Origin of the sequence: Bacillus sp. NMCC46, from assembly GCF_002998465.1 — a bacterium.
Lineage (GTDB): Bacteria > Bacillota > Bacilli > Bacillales > Bacillaceae > Bacillus.
Map to the genome: position 1 here is coordinate 44,241 of NZ_PVQZ01000007.1, position 13,025 is coordinate 57,265.

Below are 13,025 nucleotides of genomic sequence, written 5' to 3' on the forward strand. Positions count from 1 at the left end.
TCCTTTAACTGATAATTGTTCTCAATTAAAGATTGTATTAGGCTTTCGTCCTTTTAGCCATAGACAATTCTCTATCAAATGATGGACTTTTTACGGAAAAAAAGATAAAAGGTCCTGAATGACTCGTTGATGACTGGCTGCTGTGTATTCACGCCAAGGGTCAGAAGCGAGTGGATAGACTGCTTGTTGACTCACAGCCTTGAGATTTTGCCAAGCCTCCTGTTGCTTTAACTTTTGATAAAATGCAATGGTTTTTGGCTCCTTATGCAAGAAGAGGAAGATGGCGTCTGGGTCTAGCTGTTGTATGGAGCGAATGCTGATTTTTTTTTCTATTAGCTGACCATCATTCTGAAAAGCTGGCAGAAGACCAATGTCATGAAAAATCACTTCTGACATGGTGCGATTTACAGACAAGTAGAGCTGATCTTGAAAGATACGAAGAGGCAGGACGGTTTTTGGTGAATGATCAACAAGGCATGCCTTTTTCGCTTGAATGACGATTTCCTCGTAATGAAGCAACCATTCTTCTGCTTCCTTCGCTTCGTTCAGGAACATAGCTGTTTGTCTGAATTGAGCGCGCCAATTCAATTGTGTGAATGGAACAAAGTGAACAGGACAGATGGTTTTCAACACTTGTTTTTCTTCCTCTGTCACATGATCATTGGCAATGATCAGCTCAGGTTTTGTTTCCTTTAATTGCTGTAAATTGGCTTCAGCGTGCTCGTTGATACGATGTGCACTCAGGTGAATCGGAATTTCTTCTGCATGATGCTCAAAATCATGTGCTGTCCATTTAGGATGAAGAGGGGCAGCATATGGGATGATATGAATTGGTGTGAGCTGACCGAGTATGGAATGACCATAGGCTGCAATTTTCCGCTGACGGCTTTTCATATAAGCAGAAGGGGTCATGCCAGTTTTTTTCTTAAAGATGCGGCTAAAGTAATAGGGATCTTGATAGCCGATTTCCAGTGCAATGTCTTTGAGCTTTGCATTGCTTTTTGCCATTAACTGTTTGGCTCTAGCCATCCTTTTCTTGGTGATATAATCAGTGACACTCACATCAAAATGCTTTTTAAATAGCTCACTGTAATGATTGGCGCTGATGCGAGCCATATGAGATAGACTTGTAAGGCTGAGGGGTTCTTCGGAATGTTGATCAATATATTGTTTTGTTTTGAAAAGGGCATGTGCCGTGTCACAAATATCTTCTTTATGCAGTGTGAAAAGCTGCATAATGAGCTGTTGAAAAAGAGTTTGGCTTCTAAAAAAGCTAATGGATTCAGGTCTTTTCCATTCCTCTGTCATTTCAGGCAGTAAAGAATGAATTTGTTCAATCGAGCTAATATCGATAAATTGCCATACATTCAGTAAAGAACGGGCATGTTCAGTTGATACTTCTCCTATGTTTTGATCTTGCAGTGTGTAGAGCTGAAAGCGAAGCAGATAGAGCTCGTGTTTTTGATAAGGCTCTGTTTTCAACATAAATGTTTCCCCAGGCATGATCGTATAGAGTGTCAGATTTTTCAATCGCCATTTTTGTTCGTTCAATGTGAGTAAACCGCTGCCGCTTATGCTGAAGAGGAGGCAGAATGTATCTGATAGCTGTTGCTCCGTATGCGGAAGCTCTGCATTATTTATTTTTTCAGTATATGTTAATCGATAGATGAATTGTTCGGCATTTGCCATTGTACGTAATTGATTGTTATTTCCCATAAAACCACCTGATCTCTTAATGATTGATAAACATTCTCAATTAAATTGTAGCAGAAAGGGCTGGAAAGATGGTGATGTTTATTCTGTCAAAAAAGCACCCTGAGTGAGATCAGGGTGCGATGATTTATTCCGTTTTTCCATGTGCTAGGGCAGGTTCTTTTGTTAAGCTTAAAGGCCGTAAGTCCTGCCAGTGTGTCTGGATATAATCGATGCAGGCATTTCTAGTGTCTTCACCAAAGACCTTTTCCCATCCATCTGGCACTGGTGCAAATGATGGCCAAAGTGAATGCTGTCCTTGTTCATTGACAAGCACAAGAAAGACACCGTCTTCACGATCAAAGGGATTTGTCATTTGTCATCTCTCCTTTATTCTTAGTGCTTTTGTTTGACCCGATGCAGTGTGTTGTCTAAGATGACACCAATTTCTGCTAGGGGTTTAGGCTGGCACATGTCTTTGTGCCGGCAATGAATGTCGTGCTGGTCAATTTTTCCGTTGATATAAGGTGCCCATGCTTCGGGATCAATTGGTGTAAACCAATCTGGGATAATGGTAGATCTAAAGAATAATATGTCTCCATGATAAGTTTTTGGCTGATATTCTCCGAGCAATCGAACTGAATTGACATAGGTTTCTTTTAGATTTCTAATGGCATCTTCACTTAAGCTTGCTAGTGCACTGCCATCTTTTTTCAAGATGTCGACGGCACTTTTCATTGTGAGCGGTTCATCTGTTAAGGTATCTGGATCATAACCGCCGAGCGCAAGAAGAGCGATTAGTGCTTCTTCTTCATCAGGTGCTTCTTTAATCGGTAAGAAATGGTTCGGATAGGCATCCAGCATCGCAACGAGTGAGATTTCTTCACCTTGCTGCTGGAGCTGTGTAGCCATTGCCTGTACAACGTTTCCGCCTAGTGACCAGCCAAGAAGATGATAAGGGCCTTTTGGCTGAATCGTTTGGATGTGCTTGATATAATCCGCAGCCATATCATCTAGTGTGCGCGGGTAGTCATCTTTTCTTGCGATTCCTCGTGCCTGTAATCCATAAATAGGGATGTCTTTCTCTAATGTATTCAAGAGACCTGCATAGCACCAGCTAAGACCACCTGCTGGGTGAACACAGAAGAGAGGATATCTTTCTCCATTTGTTCGTAGTGGCAGCAAGATTTCTAGTGCGTTTTCATCGCTTCCTGTTTCTAGTTTCTCTGCCAAACTTGCAACATTTGGTGCTTCAAACAACGTTCCGATGCTTAGTTTGACACCAAGTGCATCACGAATGCGGCTGATTAAACGAACCGCAAGTAAGGAATGCCCGCCAATGTCAAAAAAGCGATCGTCAATGCTGATTTTTGGCAAATCAAGCACCTCTTCAAAGAGATGACATAGGATTTCCTCCTTCGGATTTCTTGGGCCGCGGCCATCCGTTTGCTTTATATGCAATTGAGGTGCCGGCAGTGATTTTTGATCAAGCTTCCCGTTTGCTGTAAGTGGCATGGTATCAATCTGTACATATGCCGCAGGCACCATGTAATCAGGAAGACTGGCTGCGGCAAAATGACGAAGGGTCTCTGTATCGAAACAGTCTTCTTCAGTTGTTACGATATATGCGACTAAGCGTTTGTCACCAGGCTGATCCTCTCGCATAATGACGGCAACTTGTGCAACTGCATCGTGGCGTGCCAGAACGGCTTCGATTTCTCCAAGTTCAATCCTAAACCCGCGTATTTTAATTTGATGATCAGCTCTGCCAATGTAATCAAGTGCCCCTTCTTCTGTCCAGCGTGCGAGGTCACCTGTACGATACATCCTTGTGCCAGGTGCTCCATAAGGGTCGGCAGGGAATCGATCTGAGGTCAGGTCAGGCCTGCTTAGATAACCTCTTGCCAAGCCAGCTCCAGCTACATACATTTCACCTGTCGTCCCAGGGGGAACAGGTTGTAGGTATTCATCTAGTACGTAAACGTGTAGATCAGGAATCGGTTCGCCTATTAAGCTACTGGATTTCTTTGCGATCATGTCTCGATTAAGTATATTGTACGTAACGTGTACGGTGGTTTCTGTAATGCCGTACATGTTAATTAGCTTTGGCTTACAGTCTGAGTGACGGCTGTACCAATCTTCTAATCTGCTAAGCTCTAATGCTTCACCGCCAAAGATGACATAGCGGAGTGATAATGCTTGACCAAGTGTTTGTTGTTCCTTGTCTATCTGCATGAGCTGATAGAAGGCAGAAGGTGTTTGATTAAGCACAGTCACACCTTCCTCGACTAGAAGCTGCAGCATCTCGTCTGGAGAGCGAGAGATGGTATGAGGTACAATGACAAGTCGACCTCCATATAAAAGTGGTCCCCATATTTCCCATACTGAAAAATCAAAGGCATACGAATGAAACATTGTCCAAACATCTTCTTCATCAAAATGGAACCAATGTGCAGTAGATGTCAGAAGACGGATGACATTTTGGTGTGGGATGACCACTCCTTTTGGTTTCCCTGTAGAACCGGATGTATAAATAATATAGGCCGGATGCAGAGAAGATAGTGGCTCAATTCTGTCTATATCAGCCGGATTGTGATTTGGCGTAGTCAGCAATTGATCGCTCGTTTCTTTTTCGTCTAACAAAATCAAATCACAATCAGCAGGGAGATGCACTGCATCTGCTTTTGTTGTGATGCTGCAAACGGGTTTGGCATCTTGTATCATGTATGCCAGCCTGTCTGCTGGATAGTCAGGATCAAGCGGAACATAGGCTGCGCCTGCTTTATGAACGGCTAATAAGCTTACGAGCATATCGATTGATCTAGGCAGGGCAAGTGCAACGAACTGTTCTGGTCCAACGCCTCTTTCTATTAATAAATGAGCAAGACGATTGGCTTTGTTGTTTAACTCTTCATAGGTAAGCTGTTGATTGCCATCCGTTACAGCCACTCGAACAGGGTATTGCTGCGCCGTTTTTTCAAATAAGGCTGGGAGACTAGGTGCTTGGTCTAACTGAGCGAATGTCTTTTTGTCAGGGAGAAATGTTTGTCGTTCTTTATCCGACAAAATGTTCACTTGACCAATCGGCAGGTGTGGGCGCTCAGCTACTTCTGTTAAAAAGCGCTTCATTCTGTCAGCGATTGCTCGAATGGTGCTTTGTTTAAATACATCTGTACTGAATTCAAACAAACCTGTTAATCCTGCTGCTGATCCAGTTTCAGTTCTTTGTTCTGTCAATTCGATGGTCAGATCAAATTTAGCTGACCCTACTGGTTTCACGTAGAGATCTGAGTCAAGTTGTGTCAGCTTCATTTCCGCCTTCGGTGTATTTTGGAAGGCAAGCATGACCTGGAACAATGGATTGCGTGATCTGGATCGGGTTGGATTTAGGATTTCGACTAGCCGTTCAAATGGCAGATCCTGATGCTCATAGGCTGCTAAGTCAACGTCTCGAACTCGCTTCAATAGCTCACTAAAGGTTGGATTACCAGCTGTATTTGTACGTAATACTAGTGTGTTCACAAACAATCCCACAATGTCGTCAAGTGCATCGTCATTCCGTCCAGCAATTGGACTGCCAATTGGGATATCTGTCCCCGCCCCAAGGCGTGTCAGTAATGCTGCAAGTGATGCTTGAAGCACCATGAACAAACTCACTTGATGCTGCTTTGCAAGCTCAAGGAGCAGCTGGTGTAAAGCGGGCTCAATCGTAAAGTCTATCGTAGCACCGTTGAAGCTTCCTTTCTGTGGACGCGGGAAGTCATAGGGAAGCTCCAGTTCTTCTGGCAGGTCATGTAAGGCACCTGTCCAATAGCTTAGTTGCTTGGCAAATAGACTATCCGTCTCTTCTTCACTGCCCAACAGCTTCTGCTGCCAAATAGCATAGTCAGCATATTGAACAGGTTCGGCTGGCAAGGAGAGTGATTTCCCTTGTATACGTGCTTCGTAAGCAGCAGCTAAGTCTCGTGTCAATGGTGCAAGTGACCAGCCGTCACCAGCGATGTGATGCAGCAATAGAAGCAGTACGGATCGATTTGCATCAAGCATGAATAAATCTGCTCGCAGTGCGGGTTCTTCTTCAATCTTAAAGCTATAGCTAATGGCTTCGTTTAACTGATTCTCAATTTGTTGATCGCTTGAAGCTGTGACATGGAGTTCAGGCTGAACACTTTTTGGATGTAAAATGACCTGTCTTGGCATGCCGTTCTTATTTGGAAAAATGGTTCTAAGGGTTTCATGTTTTTCAGTGATATCTGCCAATGCACCAATTAGAGCTTTTTGATCTAGTGTACCTGTCAGCTGAATGACAAGTGGGATATTGTAAGTTGGACTTGGCCCTTCAAGGCAATGAAGGAACCAGAGCCGTTTTTGGGCAAAGGATAACGGAATCTCATCTGGCTTGTTTTCTACCTGAAGCGGCGGCCGAATGTCCTTCGCTTTGTCAATGTGCTGCGCAAGCTCAGCAACTCGAGGTGATTCAAAAATGGTACTCATGCTTAGGTCTGCACCAAGTGTATCGCGTATACGTCTAAGCAGACGAGCGGCGAGTAAGGAATGTCCGCCTAAGTCAAAGAAACTATCATCTATGCCAATTTGAGATAGGCCAAGGGTTTCTGCAAATAAACTACATAACATGTCTTCTTGGGGTGTTCTAGGTGTACGCTCAGAACTAACTAAAGACATATTTGGTGCTGGTAATGCTTTGCGATCGATTTTGCCGTTTGGTGTAAGTGGAAGTTCTGGCAAAACGACAACAGCAGAAGGCACCATGTAATCAGGAAGTGATGCAGCCACAAACTGCCTGAGCTCTGAAGGGTGCAGAGAAGTGCCATCTGTCAGCACAACATACGCACAAAGCAGCTGTTGTCCAGGTTGATCCTCACGAACGATAACAGATGTATGCTTTATGGATGGGTGTTGCATAATCACGGTTTCGATTTCACCTAGTTCAATACGGAAGCCGCGGATTTTAATTTGATGATCGGCACGGCTGATATAATCAATTGAACCATCCTCACGCCATCTGGCTAAATCACCAGTACGATACATTCTCGTGCCTTTTGTACCGAATGGATCAGCCACAAAACGTTCAGCCGTTAAATCATATCGTCCAAGATATCCTCTGGAAACTCCTTCACCTGCAATATAAAGTTCACCGATTGATCCTGCTGGGACAGGGTTTAGCCCTTCATCTAAAATGTAAATACTCGTATTCCAAATGGGTTTGCCAATTGGCGGCCCGCTATTCTCTTGATGTGCTGTGACATTTTCCATCGTAGACCAGATCGTCGTTTCTGTAGGTCCGTACAAATTGGTAATGTCGCATTGAAGAGATTGCAATGTGTGCAAAAGGGAAGCAGGGAGTGCTTCTCCTCCAACAAGAACACGCATACCTGTTATCACGTCAGGGTATTCATCTGCCAATACATGCCACAACGTTGGTGTTGCCTGCATGATTGTGACATGATGAGAACGAATCATGTCTGAAAGCTTTGCTGGCTCTTGTATGATTTCTTTTTTTGCCAATAAAAGAGCAGCCCCATGTAAGAGTGGGAGGAACATTTCTAGCCCGGAAATATCAAAGGCAATGGTCGTTACCGCTAAAAGCTGGTCTCCTTGATCTAATAAAAATGAATCTTGCATGGACAATATAAAGTTGATCACATTTCGTTTCGTTACAACAACACCCTTTGGTTTGCCTGTCGATCCTGACGTGTAGAGGATGTAAGCCGGGTGATGTGGAGAGCCTTCGTTCCAGGTCGGATTGAGATGCGGGCTGCCTACGATCTCCTGATAAACAGTTGAATCATCCAGTTGAACGATGTGTGGATGGTCCAAACGGTCTGCTGTCTCTTTGACTGTGAGCAAGCACGCTGGTTTGGCATCATTTAGCATATAGGCGACACGATCGCTAGGGTAATCAGGGTCTAATGGCAGATATGCGGCTCCTGTTTTGACGACGGCCAACAGACTTACGACCATATCGATGGATCGAGGCAGAGCAATTGCGACAAATTGTTCTGGTCCAATGCCATGCCTTTTCAAATAATGAGCTAATTGATTTACCCGTTGATTTAACTCTTCGTAGGTCAAAGTGGTTCCTTCAAACTGTATTGCTTTTGCTTGTGGTGTTTTGCTGACTTGTTTTTCAAATAGTTCCCGTAAAGATTCTTTTGGTAATTCTCGTTTTGTATCATTCCAGTGCTTGAGGATGTTCTCTTTTTCTTTAGACAAAAGAAGGTTGAATTGACTGATTGTCTGATCTTGTTCTAGTCCAGTTATTTCCTCGAGCAATTGAAGAAAACGATGCTGATGAGCGTCAACTGCTTGCTCTTTGTAAACGGCAGGGTTTGCATCAAAGTCGATTTGAAATCCGTTCCCGTCCGCGCGGTCGTATATGTTGATCGATAAATCATCTACGGGTCCTGCTGAAAGATTATGTGCTTGACCAATGCTCTGATCGAACATGAGATCATAATCAAATGGCATGATATTGATCTGTGGGCCGAATAATCGTTGATTTCTTCCGATGAGTTTAAAGTCTCTCCGCATGTCTTCGTGACGATATCTTTGATGAGGCCGAATGGCTTTCAGTTCATCAGATACTTGGCGAACAAGTGCTGAGAGCGTCATTTCTGGTTTGCATGTTAAACGAAGCGGTACTAGGTTCATGACCATTCCGGGTGTTTGCAAGGCGCAAGATCCAAGGCGCATCATAACAGGCAATCCTAAAACAATATCGTGTGCACCAGTCATACGATGCATATATAGAGCGGATGCGGCAAGAATCATTTCATGCCAGGTACAACCGAAAGTTTGAGCAATTTTTTTCATTTTGCTTACCTTTTCGGCATCATAGCTAGCGGTTTTTCGGATAAAATCATCTGAAGTTCTTGGGGCAAGCTCAGCAAGGCTCACAATTTCAGGTTGATCAGCAAAGCGATTTTTCCAAAACGCTCGATCATCTTCATACCGATTGGACTGTTGATAGGTGATCTCCTCTTGGACTACGTCATGTAAGGCTCCAAATGTTTGAGGAGGCACAGGTGTCCCTTTCGATAGGGCTGAATAGACCTCAGCAACACGGCGTGCAATGAGCGAAAAGGCGAATCCATCAATGGCAATGTGATGAATGCGCTGATACCAGATAAATCGGTCGTCAGCAAGTTGAAAAAGTACTTCACGGAATAATACATCTTTCTCTAAAGAGACTGGTGTTGAAAGATCTGCATTCATCCATGCTTTAGCCGCATCAAGCGGCTGTTTTTCATATTGTAAATTGATATATTGAAATGGAATCTCCTTCTTAGATGTAAACCATTGCTTTGGACCGTCAGTATCCTCAACGAAGCGCATATACAAGGAATCTGCTTCTAAGACAGTCTTTCTAATGGCTGCTTCAAAGTGTATGGGGTCAATATAACCTTTAATATCTATATACTCAGCTGTATTGAAAATGGGATTAGATGGATCAAGCTGCTGCGCATACCATATGCCTGATTGGGCACCGGTTAGTGGGAATGAATCGACTGACTGGATCGACAAGAGTCTATACCTCCTTTACATGTAATCGATATTTGGGATAGATGGCTGTTTTTCTGGGAAAAGAAGAGTTCGCCAATGAGTGAGCGTTGGATTTGCTGCAAGCTCAACGAAATTGACTGTCATTCCTTGCTGTCTCCACTTTTCCGCTAGGCTCATCATTCTAATAGAATCAAGCCCAAGGTAGACGAGATTCTCGTCAAGCGGTATTTCATTCGGCTCGATTTCGAGATACTCAGCTACTTGGTGAAGGATGGCCTCAAAAGATAGGTCATCGTCTGCTTCCTGTCCTGTTAAACGACTAATGATTTGGTTTGTCGTTGTGGTGACCGCACAGCGTTCAGCTGCATAGGTCATTGCCATTTTGTGATGCTTAAGTGAAAAGTCAGCAACGGCATCGGCGACAAAAAAGGTTTCAATATCGAGCATGAATGCTTCTGCGGCTGTCAGCATACAGCCAATATGTGCATATACGCCAGTAATGATCAGTTGATCACGCCCGCCTTCTTGAAGAATATCTAAAAAATTGGATTTTTTGAAAGCGCTATAACGCCATTTTGTCAGCATTGTATCTGCTTCAGATGGAGCAAGCTGATCAATGATTTTTGTCAATGCTTCATCATCACCAAGTCCAGGTCCCCAAAAATCTGTTAATAAGGCACGATCCTTCGGGTCTTGGTCACCAGGTTGAGCTGTATAGACGACTGGAATTCCAAGTTCATTGCATGTATTACGTAATTGTTCAATATGTTGAACTAACTCTGTGATTGGTGATGTATCTTGTTGAAATGCATTTAAAAAATATTGCTGCATGTCATGTATCAGCAGAACAGCACGTTTCGGATCCGGTATCCAGTTCACTTTATTTTCGGGTAAATCTTGTGTGCTCGGCATTGGATACCCAGGAATAGTAGGGATTGCCATGGTTTTCACTCCTCTTTTTTTATACGTTGGCAGTATGGATTGCAGCTAATTCTCTTAATGCTTTTTTACTGACTTTGCCTACACCTGTTTGTGGGAACGCATCGATCCATTCAATGCGGTCGGGAATTTTATAGGCAGCGAGCCCGCGTTCTCTTAGAAATGACTTTAATGCGTGTGGTGCTGGCTTGTTGTTTCCTTTCGCAATAACAAAGGCACATGAGCGTTCGCCAAGAAACGGATCTGGCATGGACACCATGGCGGCATCATGAATGTCAGCATGCGCAAGTAAATGGTTTTCGACTTCTTCAGCGGCAACCTTTTCGCCACCACGATTGATTTGATCCTTGTCTCTGCCTTCTACAACAACATTTCCTTCTTTGGTTAATCGCACGATGTCACCTGTTCTGTAAAAGCCATCGGGTGTAAATGCTTTTTTGTTTTGTTCATCAGCTTTATAGTAGCCACGAATCGTATAAGGTCCTCTTGTTAAAAGATGTCCAGCCACTTCATTCGGGACGGGCTTGTCCTCATCATCTACCACTAGTACCTCATCATATTCAGACATCGGGCGTCCTTGTGTATGAATAATGACATGTTCAGGATCATTTAGTCTGGTATAGTTGACCAGACCTTCTGCCATGCCAAAAACTTGCTGTAATTTACACCCAAGGGCAGGCATCACTCGTTTTGCTGCTTCAGCACTTAATTTAGCACCACCGACTTGTAAGACCTCAAGACTCGATAAGTCATCTGATCGATGAGGAGCGGCCTCTAGCCAAATCAATGCGATAGGTGGAACCACAGCGGTAATGGTCGCTCGTTCTTTTTCAATGAGTGGAAAGACTACATCAGGGCTTGATCCAGGTGCAAGAACGACTCTTCCACCTGCGTATAACGTCCCAAGGACTCCAGGCGAGCTTAATGGATAGTTGTGTGCAACTGGAAGTGTAGCTAGATACACACTATCTTGTGTAAGCTCGCACACCTCATTGCTTTTCCAAAGACTATAAATATAGTCATCATGTGTGCGAGGAATGAGCTTTGAAAGGCCTGTGCTGCCTCCAGATAACTGAAGAAACGCAATATCGCTTGCCTCTACATGAATTTGAGGATCAAGTGATGGGTCCTTGCGCAGATCATCCAAGTCAAGGAATTCCTCAGCTTCCCCTGCAACAATGACATGAGGTAATGAGGGAAGCTTTTCTTTCACTTGACGTGCGAGTGATCGATAATCAAAGCTACCATCGATATCTGGTATGACATATGCGTCTGCTTCGGCAAACTCAATAAAATAAGTGATTTCGCTGCTTCTATGAGATGGTAGCGAGAAGACGGGTAAAGCACCGATTCGAAATAAAGCGAAAATGACTTCAAAAAAAGCAGGAATGTTAGGAAGCTGAACGACAACTCGACTTCCCTTTTGAATTCCAAGCTGATGAAAACCGGCGGCAAGACTGCTGACGCGCTCATCAAGTTCTTGGTAGCTCATGTGCGTATCAGCGTATGTAATTGCTGTTTTATTCCCTAACGATGCGGCGCGTTCACGAAGCATGCCGCTAAAGGTTTCCCCACGCCAACAGCCGTTTTCACGGTAGCGTTTTGCAAATTCTTCTGGCCATGTAGGTGGTTGAACAAACATGTTTTGTCATCTCCTATGTATTTTTATAACTGATGGATGCCCATCGCATGAAGCATCGTGTTGAATTTTGCAGATGTTTCGGCTAGCTCTTCTTCTGCCTTTGATCCTTTGACCACTCCTGCACCAGCAAAGAGGCGAAGGGAGTGCCCCTCAGCTTCTGCACAACGAATGGTGACAATCCAATCACCATCACCATTTGCATCTGACCAACCGATCATTCCTGTGAAAAATCCTCGATCGAAGGGTTCAATCGCTTGGATTGCTTCACGAGCATCTGCTGTAGGTGTTCCGCATACTGCGGGTGTTGGATGAAGGCTAAGCGCTAAATCAATTGAGGATACACCTGCATCTGCTAATTCACCTTTAACGACAGTAGATAAATGCCACATCGTTTCTGTTTGTATGACGGATGGTGATGCAGGCACATCTAGTGTATGACAGTAAGGAGCAAGCGCTTTAGTGACAGCATCGACAACCACTGCATGCTCGTGTAAATCCTTCGCTGAAGTAAGGAGTTCATCGTGACGACGCTGGTCTTCTACTGGATCTGAACTGCGTGGCCGAGAACCAGCAAGTGGATTGGAAATAACAGATGAACCAGTTTTTGAAAGAAGCAGCTCAGGGCTTGCCCCAAGCAGTGTGCGCTTTTGGGAAGATTCCGGGTCAGCTACATTTGCAGCAAACGTATAGCCAGTCGTATTATGACGAGCAAGTCGTTCAAGTATTGCTTTCGTATTAATTTCTCGATTTGATTTGAGATAGAGAGATCTAGAGAGTACGATTTTGCTAAGCTCTCCTTTCTCAATTTTAGCTAACCCTTCGTTCACACCATTCATGTAGACATCTGGAGAGGGAACAGGCGTCACCTCATAGGATGGAGCTGCCACTTCCGACTCCTCATCTCCTTGATGAAATTCGAGTGGATCACTAAACTGTACATGGATTGGAACACTTAAACGAACGGGTTGCGCCGGATCAAACGGAACAGCACCAGCAACAATCGGTGTTCGAATACCAGCTTGTTTGGCAGCGTCAAATACGTGAGCTACCCTTGTGGATAGTTCATTTAGCTGATTGGTTTCAATATGCTGGAAAATCCCTTCTGCCAGTATCGTACGTTTAGGGGAAGCAAGGAAAAAAGCGCCTGGCTGATAGTCTTGAATCAACTGTACTTTTTCTTCTGACGACAATAATGAATGTTTCATGAAAAGGCCTCCTTTTTGATGAA

The 13,025-nt window shown here is 44.0% G+C and carries 6 protein-coding genes; all 6 read right to left on the reverse strand.

Annotated elements, in window-relative coordinates; genetic code table 11:
- Positions 1–90 precede the first annotated feature (90 nt).
- The 6 genes from C6Y01_RS17010 to dhbC all read right to left on the reverse strand — a co-directional run bounded on the left by C6Y01_RS17010 (position 91) and on the right by dhbC (position 13,002).
- Entirely contained in the window at positions 91–1,716 is a 1,626-nt protein-coding gene (locus C6Y01_RS17010) for an AraC family transcriptional regulator (protein WP_106038539.1), read from the reverse strand.
- A gap of 124 nt (positions 1,717–1,840) precedes the next feature.
- Entirely contained in the window at positions 1,841–2,068 is a 228-nt protein-coding gene (locus C6Y01_RS17015) for an MbtH family protein (RefSeq protein ID WP_025093680.1), read from the reverse strand.
- Positions 2,069–2,088: 20 nt separating this feature from the next.
- Positions 2,089–9,237: an amino acid adenylation domain-containing protein gene (locus C6Y01_RS17020; RefSeq protein WP_106038540.1), complete on the reverse strand. Its 7,149-nt coding sequence runs from the start codon at positions 9,235–9,237 to the stop codon at positions 2,089–2,091.
- Positions 9,238–9,252: 15 nt separating this feature from the next.
- Complete coding sequence (locus tag C6Y01_RS17025; RefSeq protein ID WP_106038541.1) at positions 9,253–10,158, reverse strand: isochorismatase family protein; 906 nt, start codon at positions 10,156–10,158, stop codon at positions 9,253–9,255.
- 19 nt (positions 10,159–10,177) lie between these two features.
- Positions 10,178–11,797, reverse strand: coding sequence for a (2,3-dihydroxybenzoyl)adenylate synthase (locus C6Y01_RS17030; protein ID WP_095286165.1), 1,620 nt, complete (start codon positions 11,795–11,797; stop codon positions 10,178–10,180).
- A 23-nt stretch (positions 11,798–11,820) separates the two neighbouring features.
- A complete protein-coding gene (gene dhbC, locus C6Y01_RS17035) occupies positions 11,821–13,002 on the reverse strand; it encodes an isochorismate synthase DhbC (protein WP_106038542.1) in 1,182 nt (393 codons plus the stop codon).
- Positions 13,003–13,025 lie beyond the last annotated feature (23 nt).

Coding starts and splice junctions, on each gene's coding strand:
- C6Y01_RS17010 (WP_106038539.1), bottom strand. CDS start 1,716: ATGGGAAATAACAATCAATTACGTACAATGGCAAATGCCGAACAATTC.
- C6Y01_RS17015 (WP_025093680.1), bottom strand. CDS start 2,068: ATGACAAATCCCTTTGATCGTGAAGACGGTGTCTTTCTTGTGCTTGTC.
- C6Y01_RS17025 (WP_106038541.1), bottom strand. CDS start 10,158: ATGGCAATCCCTACTATTCCTGGGTATCCAATGCCGAGCACACAAGAT.
- C6Y01_RS17030 (WP_095286165.1), bottom strand. CDS start 11,797: ATGTTTGTTCAACCACCTACATGGCCAGAAGAATTTGCAAAACGCTAC.
- dhbC (WP_106038542.1), bottom strand. CDS start 13,002: ATGAAACATTCATTATTGTCGTCAGAAGAAAAAGTACAGTTGATTCAA.